Here is a 15,911-nt window from a genome sequence, read left to right on the forward strand (position 1 = left end):
AAAAGTGGCTTGCCAAAGTCTTTGCTATCCATCCCAATAATGGAAATTCGAATGCTGCACAGGAGTTATTCGTCTGATGGATGATCTGCGCCGGATCGACCTCAACCTGCTGTTGACCCTGCACGCGCTGCTGGCCGAGCAGCATGTCTCGCGCGCGGCCTTGCGCCTGCATCGTAGCCAGCCGGCGGTCAGCCATGCCCTGGCGCAACTGCGTGAGCTGTTCGGTGATCCGTTGCTGGTGCGTCGCGGTGGTCGTCTGCACGCCACGGCGCGCGCCCAGGCCCTGATCGAGCCTTTGCAGCAGGCGCTGGAGCAGCTCGACGGCTTGCTCGGCAGCCCCGGTTTCGACCCGCGTCGGGCGCAGCGCAGTTTTCGTCTGGCGATGTCTGATTACGGCGCGCGGGTAGTGTTGCCCGGCTTGATGCGCATGTTGCGCGAAGAGGCGCCGGGGATCGATCTGATTGTCTCCCAGGGCAGCCGTGAGGCCATGCTCGGCCAGCTGTTCGACGGCGAGGCCGACCTGGCTCTGGCGGTGTTTCCGCAAATGGCCGAGGAGCTGCGGGCGCAGACGCTGTTCGACGAGTCCTTCACCTGCATCGCCGATCGCAGCAGTTTGCCTGTGCGGGGCGGCCTGAGCCTGGATGCGTGGCTGGCACGGCCGCATGTGCTGGTGGCAGTGCGTCCGGGTATCGACAACGAGATTGACCTGGCGCTCCAGGGCATCGGTGCCCGGCGCCGGGTGGCGCTGGCCTTGCCCCATTGGACCGCGGCCCAGGAAGTGATTGCCGGCACCGACCTGATCCTGACCGTGGCCCGCCGCAGCCTGGACAGCGGTGCGCTGGATTCACGCCTGCGCAGGTTTGCGCCACCATTGGCAATCAAACCCTTTGCCTTCCAGCAGGCCTGGCATCAGCGCCGCGAAGGGGAGGCGGGGCATCGCTGGTTGCGCGAGAAGGTGATGCAGGTGTGTCAATATGGCCGGCCTGATCGCGGGGCAAGTCGAGGCGTCGCACCGCCGCTCCCACCCAAGAAGGTGTCCGCAGAATGAAACATCCATTTTTGCTTGTCGGCCTGTTGGCCTGTTGTTCTTCAATAGCCCAGGCCCAGGACGAATACTCACAGGCCTACAGCGCCTGCATGAAAACCGCCGAATCCACCCTGGCCATGAACAACTGCAACGGCGCCGAGATCAAACGCCAGGACAGCCGCCTCAACAGTGCCTACAAAAAGGCCATGGCCGGCCTCGAAGGGCCGCAGCAAACCCAGCTGCGTGAAGCCCAGCGGGCCTGGATCAAGTACCGCGACGCCAACTGCAACCTGTATTACAGCCTCACCGGCGGCACCATGGATCAGCTCAATGGTGCCGGTTGCATCCTCGGCAGTACCCGCGACCGCGCCGATGAACTGCAGGCCTTGCTGCAGCCTTGAGGTCAGCGCCGGGTGGCGCGAGCACGCAGGTACTCGCGCACTTCGCGCTGGTCGCCGGCAAACTCGATACGCTCGGCCTTGCTCTGGCGCTGGTAGGCGTACATCGGGTCGTAGTACTCGTTGAGCAGGCCGCTGATCCAGGCTCGGTGCAGGTCCACCTCACCCGTGTGAAGCTGCTCTTGCAGCGCTTGCTCGAGTAACGCCGACAACCGCTGGTAACGCTCGCCGCCGAGGCGCTTGAGGATGTTGGCCATGCTTTGGGTCAGGCGTTCGGCAAACTGCGGCAGGCCGTTTTCATCCCCGTGCAAGGCAACGAACTCGGCGCTCAGGTCGATCACGTAATCGCGCAGAATCCGCTCGACCCGGTTGTCAAAGCTGTCTTCCAGCCACACCAGCGGGTAGTGCTGCATGCCCTGGTAAAGCTCCAGCGGCAGGGTGCAACTGCCGACGATGCGGCCTTCATCTTCGAGTACAAATTGCTCGACGCCGCGTGCGCGTTTTTTCAGTACGTCGATGGCCAGCTGGTTCTCGAAGTCGATCTGCGCCGGCTGGCCGGTAGCGCGTTTACCGAAGCTTGAGCCGCGGTGATTGGCGTGGCCTTCCAGATCAAGCGCATTGTCCAGCGTTTGCAGCACCTCGGTCTTGCCGGTGCCGGTGAGGCCGCCGATCAGCACGAAGTCACAGTCGGTTACCGCTTGCTGGGTGGTATGCAGCAGGAAGTTGCGCATCGCCTTGTAGCCGCCGACCACCTTGGGGTAGTGGATGCCGGCTTCGGCCTTGAGCCACTGCTGGGCGATCTGCGAGCGCAGGCCGCCGCGAAAGCAGTAGAGGTAACCCTGGGGGTTGGCCCGGGCGAAGGCCGCCCAGGCGGCAATGCGTTGGTCCTTGAGCGGGCCGCTGACCAGTTGATGGCCGAGGTCGATGGCGGCCTGCTGGCCCTGCTGCTTGTAGCAGGTGCCGACCTTCTGCCGTTCAAGGTCGTTCATCAGCGGTAGGTTGATTACGTGGGGGAAGGCGCCCTTGCTGAATTCGACCGGGGCGCGCATGTCCATCATGGCTACATCGTTAAGAAACAGCTGGCGGTAGTCGGTGCAGTTGTCGCGCATCAAAGCACCTCAACTGCATGGCTCTGTCGCTCGACCAGCTCGCCGATTGGCGCCAGGTTCAAGCCCAGTTCGCCGGCCACGGCGAGAAACTCCGCTTCACCCTCTGGCGCCACCGCCACCAGCAGGCCGCCGCTGGTTTGCGGGTCGCACAGTAAGTGCTTTTGCTCGTCGCTCAGCGCGGCGATTTTTTCGCCATAGCTGTCGAAGTTGCGCAGGGTGCCGCCCGGAACGCAGCCCTCACTCAGGTAGTGCTCAACGCTCGGCAGGCGGGGCACCGCGCTGTAGTTGAGGCGGGCGCTGAGGCCGCTGCCGTCGGCCAGTTCCACCAGGTGGCCGAGCAGGCCGAAGCCGGTGACGTCGGTCATGGCCTTGACCCCGGCCAGCTTGCCGAAGCGGCTGCCCGGGGTGTTCAAGGTGCACATCCAGTCGCGGGCCAGGCCCTTGTCCTGGTCGCGCAGCTTGGCTTTTTTCTCGGCGGTGGTGAGGATACCGATGCCCAGCGGCTTGGTCAGGTACAGGCGACAACCGACGGTGGCGGTATCGTTGCGCTTCATATGGCGCTTTTGCACCACGCCGGTCACGGCCAGGCCGAAGATCGGCTCGGGGGCATCGATGGAGTGGCCCCCAGCGAGCGGAATACCGGCCTCGGCGCAGACGGCGCGGCCGCCACGGATCACTTCACGGGCCACTTCCGGGGCCAGCACGTTGACCGGCCAGCCAAGAATGGCGATGGCCATCAGCGGGTCACCGCCCATGGCGTAGATGTCGCTGATGGCGTTGGTGGCGGCGATGCGGCCGAAGTCATAGGGGTCATCGACGATGGGCATGAAAAAGTCAGTGGTCGAAACCACACCGCGTTCGTCATCGAGGGCGTAGACGGCTGCGTCGTCGCGCGAGGCGTTGCCGACCCAGAGCTTGGGGTCCAGGGCCTGGGTGCCGCTTTCGGCGAGGATCACCTCGAGCATCTTCGGAGAGATCTTGCAGCCACAGCCGGCGCCATGGCTGTACTGGGTCAGGCGAATCGGCTCGCTCATACGCACCTCGAAAATTCGTGAAGGCCCGAGTGTAGCAAAGCTGGTCTTTACGCCGATGCCTCTTATAATTTCCGGGGTGGCCCGTGTGGCCCTTTCCCCGCTATTGAACCGGAGAATCCCCATGCTCAAACGTCCCCTGGCGCTGTTTGCCGGCCTGGTATTGTCGTGCTCGTCCTACCTGGCCATGGCGGCCGACACACTGCGAGTCAGTGCCATCCCTGACGAAGCGCCGACCGAACTGCTGCGCAAGTTCAAGCCATTGGGCGAGTACCTGGAGCAGAAGCTGGGGATGAAGGTCCAGTTTGTGCCGGTGGCCGACTACCCGGCGGTGGTCGAGGCGCTGGCTACCGATCGCCTGGATCTGGCCTGGCTCGGCGGCTTTACGTTCGTCCAGGTACATCTCAAGGACCCGACCGCCACGCCTTTGGTGCAGCGCGAACAGGATGCCAAGTTCACCAGCAAATTCATCACTGCCAATCCTGATGTGAAGAGCCTTGCCGACCTCAAGGGCAAGACCTTTGCCTTCGGTTCTGTTTCGTCCACCTCGGGCAGCCTGATGCCGCGCTACTTCATGCTCAAGAATGACAACATCAAGCCGGAGAGTTACTTCAGCCGTGTTGCCTATTCCGGTGCCCACGACGCCACTGCCGCCTGGGTCCAGGCCGGCAAGGTCGACGCCGGCGTGCTCAACGCCAGCGTCTGGGACAAATTGGTGGCCGCAGGCAAGGTCGATACCAACAAGGTCAAGGTGTTCGCCACCACCCCAAGCTACTACGACTACAACTGGACCGTGCGCGGCAGCCTCGAGCCGGCACTCAAAGCCAGGATCAAGCAGGCCTTCCTCGACCTCGATCCGGCCAAACCTGACGACAAAGCCATCCTCGACCTACAGGCTGCGAGCCGCTTCATCGAAACCAGCCCGGATAACTACAAGGGCATCGAAGAGGCCGCGCGCGCCGCCGACTTGCTGAAATGACCATCCGTTTGCGCGGCGCCAGCCTGCGCCACGGCCAGGTCCAGGCGCTGCACGGCATTGACCTGCAGGTTGGCGTCGGCGAGCGGGTGGCGATCATCGGCCCGTCGGGGGCGGGCAAGTCGAGCTTGCTGCAACTGCTGGGCACGGCCATCGCGCCCAGTACCGGCAACGTAGAGCTGCTCGGCGTGACACCCTGGCGCTTGTCGGCCGCTGCGCTTCAGCGCCTGCGCGCGCGCATCGCCCTGATCCACCAGACGCCGCCGTTGCCACCACGCCAGCGGGTGGTAACTGCAGTGCTGGCCGGGCGCCTGGGACAGTGGAGCACCTTGCGCGGGCTGCTCAACCTGCTGCACCCGACGGATGTCGCCGGTGTGCGTGAGGTGCTGACGACCCTTGGCATGGCCGAGAAGATTTTTGTCCAGTGCGGGCAATTGTCCGGTGGCCAGTTGCAGCGGGTCGGCATTGCCCGCGCGTTGTACCAGCAACCGCAGATTTTGCTGGCTGACGAACCGGTCTCGGCGATGGACCCGGTGCTCGCCGAACACAGCCTGAAAACCCTCAACCAGCATGCCAGCGAACGCCGCGTGACCCTGATCGCCAGCCTGCATGCGGTAGAGCTGGCGCTGGCGCATTTTGCGCGGGTTATCGGTATTCGCGAGGGGCGCATCGTCTTTGACCGCCCGGCGAGCGAGGTGTCCAGCGCCATGCTCGATGCCTTGTATGCCAACGAGCAACTGCTGCCGCCGGCGTTACCGCTGCCGGCCTTGAACCTGCAGATTCCCCGATGCTGAAGGCCGATCGCCGTGACCCGGCGGCGTTGCCCAGGCTGTTGCTGGCGCTGCTGGCGATAGCCTTGCTGTGGCCGGGTATCCGCCTCAGCGAGCTCAACCCTGGGGTGCTTCTGCAGGCCGATAACCGCCGGGAGATGGGTAATTTTGTCAGCGCCTTCTGGCCGCCAGCCCATGAAGCGGACTTTCTTCGGCTGCTGCTTGAGGCCACCTTGCAAACCCTGGCCGTAGCCACCGCCGGCATGACCCTGGCGTTGCTGCTGGCGATCCCGGCCAGCCTGCTGGCCAGCCGGGCGCTGTCGTTGCGCGCCGCTTCCCGTGGCGGTCGCCTGGGATTCTGGTCGCGGACCCTGCGTCTGCCGGTGCGCGGCCTGTTGATCTTTTTGCGCAGCGTGCCGGAGATCGTTTGGGCGCTGCTGTTCGTGCGTGCCGTGGGCCTGGGCCCGACCGCCGGGGTGCTGGCCATCGCCATCACCTACAGCGGCATGCTTGGCAAGGTCTATGCCGAGATTTTCGAATCGATCGACCAGCGCCCGGCGCATGCCTTGTTGCAGACCGGCAGCAGCCGCTTGAGCGCGTTCTGCTACGGCATCCTGCCGACTGCGGCGGCGGAGCTGGTGTCTTATACGGTGTACCGCTGGGAGTGTGCGATCCGTGCCTCGGTGGTGATGGGTTTTGTCGGTGCAGGGGGGCTCGGCCAGCAGATCGACCTCTCCATGCGCATGTTCGCCGGCGCCGAGGTGGCGAGCATGCTGCTGACATTTCTGTTGCTGGTATGGCTGGCCGACCAGCTCAGCCGCCTGCTGCGCGGGAGGTTGGCATGAGAGTGCTGATCAATACCGCGCTGGTGCTGGCACTGGTGGCGGCGGTGGCAGCTTCGTTCGCTTACTTGAGCCTTGATCTGCAGGCGCTGTTTGGCAACGGCGGGTTAGGGCAGATGGGCGCTTATGCGCTGCGCTTCCTCAGCCCCGAGCTGAGCCCCGAGCACCTGCGGGCGGTCGCCAAGGGCGCATTGGAAACCCTGGCCATGTCGGGCCTGGGTACTTTGCTAGCGGTGGTGCTCGGGCTGATGCTGGCCTTGCCGGCCGCCGGGCGGTTCGGCTGGCCGCTGCAAGGCGTTGCGCGCCTGCTGCTTAACGCCCTGCGCGCGATACCAGAGCTGGTGTGGGCGGCCTTGACCGTCCTGGCCGCGGGCCTTGGGCCCAATGCCGGGACCCTGGCCCTGGCCTTGCACACCTCAGGTGTTCTCGGCCGGCTGTTCGCCGAGGCACTGGAAAACGCCCCGCCAGAGCCGGCTGCGGCCATTCGTCTGCAAGGCGGCAGCCAGGTCACTGCATTCTGCTTCGGCACCTTGCCTAACCTCTGGCCGCAGATGCTTGCCTACAGCCTGTACCGCTGGGAAAACAACATCCGCATGGCCAGCGTGCTGGGCTTTGTCGGTGCCGGCGGCCTGGGGCAGATGCTCTACACCACCCTGAGCCTGTTCCAGGAAGCCCGGGCCAGCACGGTGATCATCGCCATGCTGGTGCTGGTGCTGCTGGTCGATGCCTTGAGCGATGTGCTCCGGCAGCGCTTTGTGCGGGCTTGAAAGCCGCAGGATGATCAGGGCTTGGGCAGATCATGGCTGGCCCATTCCAGGTAGCGGATGATCCGCTCCTTGTAGTGCAGGTGATCACGCACCACCATCAAGCCGAACCACAGCACCAGCAACACGGCGAAGGTCAACAGGATGACCAGGTTGCCTTTGCCGAACGCCCACAGCTCGGTGAGCTTGGCCTTCTCGGCGGCGATGGTGGCGAGGAAGGTGATGATCGCCACGAACATCGCGTTCTGGGTCAGGTTCAACGACTTGGGCGGGTTTTCGGAGATCTTCGCAAACGCCGCGATCTCGCCAGCCTGGGCTGCACTGACAGCGTTCTGCTCAAGCATCTGCAGGAAATGCGCGTAGCGCAGGTAGCTGTCGCGCTGCAGCAGCGGCTGGCTGGCGATGGCATGGCGTTGATACAGCCTTTTGAACTGCTCGGCGACAAAGTACTCACGGGCCAGCAACATCGCCCACATGCACAGGCTGGTGCTGAGCATCACCGTGACCGGGCCTAGGGGGTGCTGTTGCACGCTGAACGAGGCGCTGACCACCAGGACGGTTGCCAGCACCACCAGCCAGGTCGGCAACAGGTGCGGGGCCAGCGGATTGTTGCGGATGGCGTGCCAATAGTTCGGGCGGCTGCGTTTGTAGAGCTGCAGCATTTCGCTCCATTGTTGAAACATCGTTACCTCATGGGCAGGGGCTTACCATGAGGATAACGGCCGCGCCGGGGAAATCATCACTGGGTTTTGGTTGGTGCGTTCTTAGGGAGCGCTCGTAATCAGTGGCCCCGGGCACAGACGAGGGTTGCGCTTGAGAAATGGGCTACGCGAAACAGCGAAGCAGCCGTACCCAGCCACCTCTCTCTTAGTGTCATTGTGCGATCTTCAGGCATCTGCATACCCGGACCAAACTTCTGGCCAGGTGATGAGAGGTGTGGATTGCTGATTGCTTGTTTGTATCCAAAGGGATACATTGGTGTGAGCCTTGAAATATAGTGTTTTGCAGACACCCAGATTTACCTCGTGGTTAGTTTCTGTGCGCGACCTCCGTGCAAGGTTGGCCATCGCACGGCGAATAGAGCGTGCAACGGCAGGAAACCTGGGGGATGTGAAGTCCGTCGGTGGCCAGGTTTCCGAGATGCGCATCGATGTGGGTGCGGGTTATCGGGTGTACTTCACGGTTCGGGACGGGATGGTCATTGTTTTGTTGGCAGGGGGTGACAAGTCATCTCAATCTGCTGATATCCAACTAGCCAGGAAGTTGGCCAAGGAAATCTGATATGAGCTTGTCACTCACCACCTTTGATATGGCAGCCTTGCTCGATAGTGATGAAGCTATCAGCGAGTACCTTTCCCAAGTTCTGGCGGATGGAGATCATGACGAACTGATACGTGCCCTTGGCCATATCGCCAAGGCGCGCGGCATGAGTCAGATTGCAAGCGCAAGTGGGTTGGGGCGCGAGAGTCTGTACAAGGCATTAACCCCGGGTGCGAAGCCTCGTTTTGATACTGTACTGAAGGTCATTCGAGCGTTAGGGATTGATCTTCTGGCTCATCCTCACACTTCCTCGAGGCTCTGAGCCGCTCGTACTCCACTCGGGTTAGTGGGCAGATTCGCCAACCAGCTCCCCACGCTGCGCATCTCGCTGCATCGACTCCAGATTTCTTTCAATGGTTTCACAAATCGCATCCATCTGAATCTGGTGCTCGATCGGCTACAGCGCCTGCTTCATCTGCACCAGCGCCACCCGCGTATTGCCAGGGCCCTGGCGCTCCTCGATGGCAAAAGGCTCAAAGCCCAGCTGTGGATAAAGCAGCAGCCCGGCGGCATTGCTGTTGAAACACGACACCTGCACCTCGCGCGCTTCGAACTGGCTGCGAGCCAGCTCGATCATGCTCTGCACCAGAAAACGCGCCACGCCATGACCGCGCGCGGCGGGGGCCACCACCACATTGCCGAGGGCGCACACGCCGCCGTGCTCGGCCTTGTAGAAGTTGGCAAAGGCCAGCACCGTCCCGTCGCCCTCGACCACAGTGGAGCCGCTGCGCTGGGCGATGGCCTCGCTCAATTGCGCGGGTGTCAGCGGGTACGCAGCTTTGGGGAACATGTAGAACAGCTCGTCAGGGCCTTGGGGGAAGCAGCAGATGGCAGCGATGTCCTGAGGCTGGACGGGGCGGTGGGTCAATTGCATGGCGCGACTCGATCAGCAAATGAGGGGAACAGTGATCCTACACACTTCGACAAAGCTGGTAATGGAATCCCCACGCTGCGCCAGGGTCCACCTTGATAAGGTGCCCTTCGGCTGCATCGACCCACAAGGAGCAACATCATGAAAGCACTTCTGTTCACCGCCGCCCTGGCAACAGCGGGCCTGGCTCAGGCCCAGACCGTGGAAATGGCCCTGGTGGGCGCCGACGGCAGCGCCAAACCTGTCGGTACCATTACCCTTGAACAGAATAAGTACGGCACTTTGCTCACGCCTGACCTGCGCGACTTGCCGCCGGGCGTACACGGCTTTCACCTGCACGAAAGCCCCTCCTGCGCACCGGCCACCGCCGACGGCAAGACCACGCCGGCAGGTTCTGCGGGCGGGCATTGGGACCCGCAGCAGAGTAAAAAACACCTGGGTCCGTACGACGATGCCGGGCACAAGGGCGACTTGCCCGCCCTGTATGTCAGCGCCGACGGCACCGCCCGCTACCCGGTCTTGGCCCCACGCCTGAAGGCCGACGAGTTCAAGGGCCATGCGCTGATGGTGCATGGCGGCGGCGATAACCACAGCGATCACCCGCAGGCGTTGGGGGGTGGTGGGGCGCGGATTGCGTGTGGGGTGGTGCAATAAAGGGCTATCCACTGCGCAATGCGCTAGGCCTGCACGTGTTGCAATAACGGACTTTCACTGAGGTGCATCATGATCTGCAAAAACGCCATGCGTCCGGTACACCCAGGGGAAGTCCTGCGCGAAGATTTTCAGAGTGAGTTGGGTGTTAGTGTCGCCGCTTTGGCTCGCGCGTTGGGCGTGTCTGCCTCTGCGATAAATGCGGTTCTTTCTCGGCGTCGCGGCGTTTCGGCAGACATGGCCTTGCGCCTCGCCACTTGCCTGGACACTACGCCGGAGTTCTGGCTCAACCTGCAGACGGCGTTTGACCTGCGCACGGCCGAGTTGAATCACGGCGATGAGATCCACCGGCAAGTGCGGCGCCTGGTGGCTTGTGCTTGAATTGCCGGGCACAAAAAAACCGACCCTGGGGTCGGTTTCTTTTTGCGTTTGGTGCCCCGAGGGAGACTCGAACTCCCACTCCTTTCGAAAACGGATTTTGAATCCGCCGCGTCTACCAATTCCGCCATCAGGGCTTGTGGCGGCGAAGTATAGAGAGGCGCCTACCGTTGGTCAATCAGCTTTCATGGTCAATTTTCACGGTTTCGGCTAAACTTTCCGGCCCTGTCGAACCGAACACCATCATGCGCGTCGCCGATTTCTCCTTTGAGCTCCCTGATTCCCTGATCGCTCGCCATCCGCTGGCGCAGCGCCATAGCAGCCGGCTGTTGACCCTGGACGGGCCGAGCGGGGCACTGGCGCATCGCCAGTTCACCGACCTGCTCGAGCATCTGCGTCCGGGCGATCTGATGGTGTTCAACAATACCCGGGTGATTCCGGCGCGTCTGTTCGGCCAGAAGGCCAGCGGCGGCAAGCTGGAAATCCTCGTCGAGCGCGTGCTCGACAGCCACCGGGTACTGGCCCACGTGCGTTCGAGCAAGGCGCCCAAGCCTGGCACGCAGATTCTCATCGATGGCGGTGGCGAGGCCGAGATGTTCGCCCGTCACGATGCGCTGTTCGAGCTGCGTTTTGCCGAGGAGGTGCTGCCGCTGCTTGATCGCGTTGGCCACATGCCGCTGCCGCCGTATATCGACCGTCCGGATGAAGGCGCCGACCGCGAGCGCTACCAGACGGTGTACGCCGAGCGCGCTGGCGCCGTGGCCGCGCCAACCGCCGGCCTGCACTTCGACGAAGAACTGCTGGCCAAAATCGCCGCCAAGGGTGTGGAAACCGCCTTTGTCACTCTGCATGTAGGTGCTGGTACCTTCCAGCCGGTGCGGGTCGAGCGCATCGAAGATCACCACATGCATAAAGAGTGGCTGGAGGTCAGCCAGGATGTGGTTGACGCCGTGGCTGCTTGCCGGGCCCGTGGCGGGCGCGTGGTTGCCGTGGGCACCACCAGCGTGCGTTCGCTGGAAAGCGCCGCCCGTGATGGCGAGCTCAAGGCCTTCAGTGGCGATACCGATATCTTCATCTTCCCGGGCCGGCCGTTCCATGTGGTCGATGCCCTGGTGACCAACTTCCATTTGCCTGAATCCACGCTGCTGATGCTGGTTTCGGCCTTCGCCGGTTACCCCGAGACCATGGCTGCCTACGCGGCGGCGGTCGAACACGGGTACCGCTTCTTCAGTTACGGTGATGCCATGTTCATCACCCGCAATCCGGCGCCACGCGGCCCCGAGGATCAAGCATGAGTCGCACCTGTCGTATGTCCTTCGAATTGCTCGCCACTGACGGCAAGGCCCGTCGCGGCCGCCTGACTTTCCCGCGTGGCGTGGTCGAGACCCCGGCGTTCATGCCGGTGGGCACCTATGGCACGGTCAAGGGCATGCTGCCGCGCGACATCGAGGCGATCGGCGCGCACATGATCCTCGGCAACACCTTCCACCTGTGGCTGCGCCCGGGCACCGAGGTGATCAAGGCCCACGGCGACTTGCACGACTTCATGAAGTGGCAGGGCCCGATCCTCACCGACTCCGGCGGTTTCCAGGTGTTCAGCCTGGGCGCCATGCGCAAGATCCGCGAAGAGGGCGTGACCTTCGCCTCGCCGGTCGACGGCTCCAAGGTGTTCATGGGCCCGGAAGAGTCGATGCAGGTCCAGCGTGACCTGGGCTCGGACGTGGTGATGATCTTCGACGAATGCACCCCGTACCCGGCCGATGAAGACGTCGCCCGGGTGTCCATGGAGTTGTCCCTGCGCTGGGCACAGCGCTCGAAGAACGCCCACGGCGACAGCACTGCGGCGCTGTTCGGCATTGTTCAGGGTGGCATGCACGAGAACCTGCGCATGCGCTCGCTCGAAGGCCTGGAAAAGATCGGCTTCGACGGCCTGGCCATCGGCGGCCTGTCGGTGGGCGAGCCCAAGCACGAAATGATCAAGGTCCTGGACTACCTGCCAGGGCGGATGCCGGCTGACAAACCTCGTTACCTTATGGGGGTAGGCAAGCCGGAAGATCTCGTTGAGGGTGTGCGCCGCGGCGTCGACATGTTCGATTGCGTGATGCCCACGCGCAACGCGCGCAACGGCCATCTGTTTGTCGATACCGGCGTGCTGAAAATCCGTAACGCGTTCCATCGCCACGATGATTCGCCCCTGGACGCGACCTGCGATTGCTATACCTGCCAGAACTTCTCCCGCGCGTATCTGCATCATCTGGATAAATGCGGCGAAATGTTGGGCAGTATGTTGAATACGATCCATAACTTGCGTCATTACCAGCGCTTGATGGCTGGTTTACGCGAGGCTATTCAACAAGGTACATTGGCCGCCTTTGTCGATGCCTTTTACGCCAAGCGCGGGCTGCCTGTGCCGCCCTTGGACTGATGTTCTGTCGATCCCTAACAAGTACTGATTTGCAACTGGAGTGCTAAATGAGCTTTCTGATCCCTGCCGCATACGCGGACGCAGCTGCCCCAGCCGCCGGCCCAGCCGGTACTGGCTTCGAGTGGATTTTCCTGGTCGGTTTCCTGGTCATCTTCTACCTGATGATCTGGCGCCCGCAGGCCAAACGTGCCAAAGAGCAGAAAAACCTGCTGAGCAACCTGCAAAAAGGTGACGAAGTTGTCACCAACGGCGGTATCGCCGGCAAGATCGTCAAAGTTGCCGACGACTTCGTGGTTCTGGAAGTGTCCGACAACGTCGAGCTGAAGTTCCAGAAGGGCGCCGTAGCCGCGACCCTGCCTAAAGGCACGCTCAAAGCGATCTAAGTTTCAGTTTTTTACCAATCGACGGGGCGCGCAAGGCGCCCCGCGTCTTGAACGGGCGGCGTGATGCTGAACAAATACCCTCTGTGGAAATACGCACTGATCCTGGTGGTACTGGCGATCGGTTTTATTTATTCCGCTCCCAACCTCTACCCTGATGATCCGGCCGTTCAGGTCAGCGGTGCCAGTACTGCACTGCAGGTCACTCAGGCCGATCTGGACCGCGTGAGCAAGGCGCTCAACGAGTCCGGTATCCAGGTCAAGGCCGCGAGCCTGGGCGAGAAGGGCAAGGTTGGCCTGGTGCGCCTGAGCAAACAGGAAGACCAACTGCCAGCCAAGGATGTAGTGCGCAAGGCACTGGGCGACGACTATGTAGTAGCGCTCAACCTGGCCCCGACTACCCCGCAATGGCTGCGCAACCTGGGCGCAAGCCCGATGAAGCTGGGCCTGGACCTTTCCGGTGGTGTGCACTTCCTGCTTGAAGTGGACATGGACAAAGCCATGTCGGCGCGCCTGAAAGTCTACGAAGGCGAAGTCAAGAGCCTGCTGCGCAAAGAGCGCGTGCGCTACCGCAGCCTGCCGCAACAAGATGGCGGCATCCAGCTGGGCTTCTCCGATGACGAATCCCGCGAACAGGCCCGTAGCCTGATCCGCAAGAATTTCAACGATTTCGAGCTGACCACCACCGAGCGCAACGGCCTGTCGGTGCTGCGCCTGGCGATTACTCCGGCCAAGGTCGCGGAAATCCGTGAATACTCGATCAAGCAGAACCTGACCACGGTACGTAACCGTGTCAACGAGCTGGGTGTCGCCGAGCCACTGGTTCAGCGCCAAGGTGCCAACCGCATCGTGGTCGAGCTGCCAGGCGTGCAGGACACCGCCGAAGCCAAGCGTATTCTCGGCAAGACCGCCAACCTCGAATTCCGCCTGGGTGCTGAGCCTGGTGCCTCGAAAGCCACCACCGAAACCTTCGAGTTCCGTGAAGGCGGTCGTTCGGCTGCGGTCGAGCGTGGCCTGATCATCACCGGTGACCAGGTGACCGACGCCCAGGCCAGCTTCGACGAGCAGGGCCGTCCGCAGGTGAACATCCGTCTGGATGGTCATGGTGGCGAGCTGATGAGCCGCGCTACCCGTAGCAACGTCGGCCGCAGCATGGCGGTGATCTTCATCGAGCAGCGTCCAACAACGCGCTACGTCAAGCAGATGGTCGACGGCGTCGAGAAAGACGTTGCCGTACAGACTTTCACCGAAGAGAAGAAGATCATCAGCCTGGCGACCATCCAGTCGCCACTGGGCAGCCAGTTCCGCATCACTGGCCTGAACGGTCAGGGCGAGTCGTCGGAACTGGCCCTGCTGCTGCGCGCTGGTGGCCTGGCGGCGCCGATGTACTTTGCTGAAGAGCGCACCATTGGCCCGAGCCTGGGTGCCGACAACATCACCAAGGGTATCGACGCATCCTTGTGGGGCATGCTGTTCGTCTCGCTGTTCATCATGGCCATCTACCGCTTCTTCGGCCTGATCGCGACCATCGCCCTGGCCGGTAACATGGTCATGCTGCTGGCGCTTATGTCGCTGCTGGGGGCAACGCTGACCCTGCCGGGTATTGCCGGTATCGTCCTGACCATGGGTATGGCGGTTGACGCCAACGTGCTGATCTTCTCGCGGATCCGCGAAGAGCTGGCCAATGGCATGTCGGTGCAACGCGCCATCCACGAAGGTTTCAACCGTGCCTACACGGCGATTGTCGACGCCAACCTGACCACCTTGCTGGTCGGCGGCATCCTCTTCGCCATGGGTACCGGCCCGGTCAAGGGCTTCGCGGTTACCATGTCCCTCGGGATTTTCACCTCGATGTTCACGGCCGTCATGGTCACCCGCGCAATGGTCAACCTGACCTGCGGCGGGCGTGATATCAAGAAGCTGTGGGTATAAGGGGCTGCCATGTTACGTACAATCAACTTCATGGGTGTGCGCAACCTTGCGTTCGGCATCACCCTGCTTCTGACCGTGCTGGCGCTGTTCAGCTGGTTCTACAAAGGCCTCAACTTTGGTCTGGACTTCACCGGCGGTACGCTCATCGAGCTGACCTACGAGCGTCCGGCCAACCTTGGCGAGGTCCGTGAAGAACTGGTCAAGGCCGGCTTCCAGGACGCCGTGGTGCAGAGTTTCGGTGCTACCACCGACCTGCTGGTGCGTATGCCGGGCGATGATCCGCAACTGGGTAACCGCGTGTCCGAGGCGCTGCAAAAGGTCAGCACCGACAACCCGGCGGTGGTCAAGCGTGTCGAGTTCGTTGGCCCGCAGGTCGGTGAAGAGCTGCGCGACCAGGGTGGCCTGGGCATGCTGCTGGCCCTGGGCGGCATCATGATCTACCTGGCCTTCCGCTTTCAGTGGAAGTTCGCCCTGGGTGCGATCCTGTCGCTGATCCACGACGTGGTCGTGACCATGGGTATCCTCTCGTTCTTCCAGATCACCTTCGACCTGACGGTGCTGGCGGCGGTGCTGGCGATCATTGGCTACTCGCTCAACGACACCATCGTCGTATTCGACCGGGTACGTGAGAACTTCCGGGTTCTGCGCAAGGCTTCGCTGATCGAGAACATCAACATCTCGACCACCCAGACCCTGCTGCGGACCGTGGCGACCTCGGTGTCGACCTTGCTGGCGATTGCCGCGCTGCTGTTCTTCGGTGGCGACAACCTGTGGGGCTTCTCCCTGGCGCTGTTCATCGGTGTCATGGCCGGTACCTACTCGTCGATCTACATCGCCAACGTGGTGCTGATCTGGCTGAACCTGAACAGTGAAGACCTGATCCCGACGGTGAAAGCCGAAGGTGTGGACGACCGTCCATAAGGGAATTTCCCGCACTGTTGGTCGTACAAAAGGGCGCGAGTGTTGAACTCGCGCCTTTTTTTATGCTCCAAGGCAGGGAGAAGGCGGGCAATGTTCCGCAGGTATGATCAGGAGGT

At 62.4% G+C, this 15,911-nt stretch carries 19 protein-coding genes and 1 tRNA gene; 15 read left to right on the forward strand and 5 right to left on the reverse strand.

Going from position 1 to position 15,911, the window contains the following annotated elements; all coding sequences use genetic code 11:
* Window positions 1-76 precede the first annotated feature (76 nt).
* Together UB48_RS09240 and UB48_RS09245 are read left to right on the forward strand one after the other, a co-directional pair.
* Window positions 77-1,048, forward strand: coding sequence for a LysR family transcriptional regulator (locus UB48_RS09240; protein WP_045196160.1), 972 nt, complete (start codon window positions 77-79; stop codon window positions 1,046-1,048).
* Window positions 1,045-1,428 (forward strand): lysozyme inhibitor LprI family protein, encoded by a 384-nt coding sequence (locus UB48_RS09245; RefSeq protein WP_045196161.1) that lies wholly within the window; start codon window positions 1,045-1,047, stop codon window positions 1,426-1,428. The genes UB48_RS09240 and UB48_RS09245 overlap by 4 nt, the downstream gene beginning before the upstream one ends.
* 2 nt (window positions 1,429-1,430) lie before the next feature.
* On the opposite strand, the gene mnmH is transcribed toward UB48_RS09245, so the two are convergent.
* Window positions 1,431-2,534 carry a tRNA 2-selenouridine(34) synthase MnmH gene (gene mnmH, locus UB48_RS09250; protein WP_045196163.1) on the reverse strand — a complete coding sequence of 368 codons (1,104 nt, stop codon included), beginning with the start codon at window positions 2,532-2,534 and terminating at the stop codon, window positions 1,431-1,433.
* On the reverse strand, window positions 2,534-3,568 hold the full coding sequence (selD, locus tag UB48_RS09255) for a selenide, water dikinase SelD (protein WP_045196165.1): 1,035 nt from the start codon (window positions 3,566-3,568) through the stop codon (window positions 2,534-2,536). Before selD ends, mnmH begins: the two co-directional genes overlap by 1 nt.
* A gap of 121 nt (window positions 3,569-3,689) precedes the next feature.
* Here selD and UB48_RS09260 point away from each other — a divergent pair, with 121 nt between their 5' ends.
* Genes UB48_RS09260 through phnE form a run of 4 tightly spaced genes read left to right on the forward strand, consistent with a single transcriptional unit; the run spans window position 3,690 to window position 6,920 of the window.
* Window positions 3,690-4,544: a putative selenate ABC transporter substrate-binding protein gene (locus tag UB48_RS09260; RefSeq protein WP_045196167.1), complete on the forward strand. Its 855-nt coding sequence runs from the start codon at window positions 3,690-3,692 to the stop codon at window positions 4,542-4,544.
* Window positions 4,541-5,335 carry a phosphonate ABC transporter ATP-binding protein gene (locus UB48_RS09265; RefSeq protein ID WP_045196169.1) on the forward strand — a complete coding sequence of 265 codons (795 nt, stop codon included), beginning with the start codon at window positions 4,541-4,543 and terminating at the stop codon, window positions 5,333-5,335. Before UB48_RS09260 ends, UB48_RS09265 begins: the two co-directional genes overlap by 4 nt.
* A complete protein-coding gene (locus UB48_RS09270) occupies window positions 5,329-6,156 on the forward strand; it encodes an ABC transporter permease (RefSeq protein ID WP_045196171.1) in 828 nt (275 codons plus the stop codon). Before UB48_RS09265 ends, UB48_RS09270 begins: the two co-directional genes overlap by 7 nt.
* Window positions 6,153-6,920, forward strand: coding sequence for a phosphonate ABC transporter, permease protein PhnE (gene phnE, locus UB48_RS09275; RefSeq protein ID WP_045196173.1), 768 nt, complete (start codon window positions 6,153-6,155; stop codon window positions 6,918-6,920). Before UB48_RS09270 ends, phnE begins: the two co-directional genes overlap by 4 nt.
* A gap of 14 nt (window positions 6,921-6,934) precedes the next feature.
* Here the strand turns inward: phnE and UB48_RS09280 are convergent, their stop codons facing one another.
* Entirely contained in the window at window positions 6,935-7,600 is a 666-nt protein-coding gene (locus UB48_RS09280; RefSeq protein ID WP_045196175.1) for a hypothetical protein, read from the reverse strand.
* A gap of 304 nt (window positions 7,601-7,904) precedes the next feature.
* On the opposite strand from UB48_RS09280, the gene UB48_RS09285 reads away from it, so the two are divergent.
* Window positions 7,905-8,198, forward strand: a complete 294-nt coding sequence (locus UB48_RS09285; RefSeq protein WP_045196177.1) for a type II toxin-antitoxin system RelE/ParE family toxin — start codon at window positions 7,905-7,907, stop codon at window positions 8,196-8,198.
* Window position 8,199: 1 nt separating this feature from the next.
* Window positions 8,200-8,499, forward strand: a complete 300-nt coding sequence (locus UB48_RS09290) for an addiction module antidote protein (RefSeq protein WP_045196178.1) — start codon at window positions 8,200-8,202, stop codon at window positions 8,497-8,499.
* A 135-nt stretch (window positions 8,500-8,634) separates the two neighbouring features.
* Here UB48_RS09290 and UB48_RS09295 read toward each other — a convergent pair whose 3' ends face one another.
* Entirely contained in the window at window positions 8,635-9,111 is a 477-nt protein-coding gene (locus tag UB48_RS09295; RefSeq protein ID WP_045196180.1) for a GNAT family N-acetyltransferase, read from the reverse strand.
* 138 nt (window positions 9,112-9,249) lie between these two features.
* Between UB48_RS09295 and sodC the strand changes: the two genes are divergently transcribed.
* A complete protein-coding gene (gene sodC / locus UB48_RS09300) occupies window positions 9,250-9,762 on the forward strand; it encodes a superoxide dismutase family protein (protein WP_045196182.1) in 513 nt (170 codons plus the stop codon).
* Between the two features lie 72 nt (window positions 9,763-9,834).
* Window positions 9,835-10,140 (forward strand): HigA family addiction module antitoxin, encoded by a 306-nt coding sequence (locus tag UB48_RS09305; RefSeq protein WP_045196588.1) that lies wholly within the window; start codon window positions 9,835-9,837, stop codon window positions 10,138-10,140.
* Window positions 10,141-10,189: 49 nt separating this feature from the next.
* Here UB48_RS09305 and UB48_RS09310 read toward each other — a convergent pair.
* Window positions 10,190-10,274, reverse strand: a tRNA-Leu gene (locus UB48_RS09310).
* A 108-nt stretch (window positions 10,275-10,382) separates the two neighbouring features.
* On the opposite strand from UB48_RS09310, the gene queA reads away from it, so the two are divergent.
* The 5 genes from queA (at window position 10,383) to secF (ending at window position 15,795) form a co-directional block, all read left to right on the forward strand.
* Window positions 10,383-11,432, forward strand: coding sequence for a tRNA preQ1(34) S-adenosylmethionine ribosyltransferase-isomerase QueA (gene queA, locus UB48_RS09315; protein WP_045196183.1), 1,050 nt, complete (start codon window positions 10,383-10,385; stop codon window positions 11,430-11,432).
* A gap of 14 nt (window positions 11,433-11,446) precedes the next feature.
* Complete coding sequence (gene tgt / locus UB48_RS09320; protein ID WP_162195925.1) at window positions 11,447-12,562, forward strand: tRNA guanosine(34) transglycosylase Tgt; 1,116 nt, start codon at window positions 11,447-11,449, stop codon at window positions 12,560-12,562.
* Window positions 12,563-12,609: 47 nt separating this feature from the next.
* On the forward strand, window positions 12,610-12,945 hold the full coding sequence (gene yajC, locus UB48_RS09325; RefSeq protein ID WP_010223473.1) for a preprotein translocase subunit YajC: 336 nt from the start codon (window positions 12,610-12,612) through the stop codon (window positions 12,943-12,945).
* A 63-nt stretch (window positions 12,946-13,008) separates the two neighbouring features.
* Window positions 13,009-14,874: a protein translocase subunit SecD gene (secD, locus tag UB48_RS09330; RefSeq protein WP_045196186.1), complete on the forward strand. Its 1,866-nt coding sequence runs from the start codon at window positions 13,009-13,011 to the stop codon at window positions 14,872-14,874.
* A gap of 9 nt (window positions 14,875-14,883) precedes the next feature.
* Window positions 14,884-15,795: a protein translocase subunit SecF gene (gene secF, locus UB48_RS09335; protein ID WP_045196188.1), complete on the forward strand. Its 912-nt coding sequence runs from the start codon at window positions 14,884-14,886 to the stop codon at window positions 15,793-15,795.
* Window positions 15,796-15,911 lie beyond the last annotated feature (116 nt).

Origin of the sequence: Pseudomonas sp. 2(2015), from assembly GCF_000955865.1 — a bacterium.
Classification (GTDB): Bacteria; Pseudomonadota; Gammaproteobacteria; order Pseudomonadales; family Pseudomonadaceae; genus Aquipseudomonas.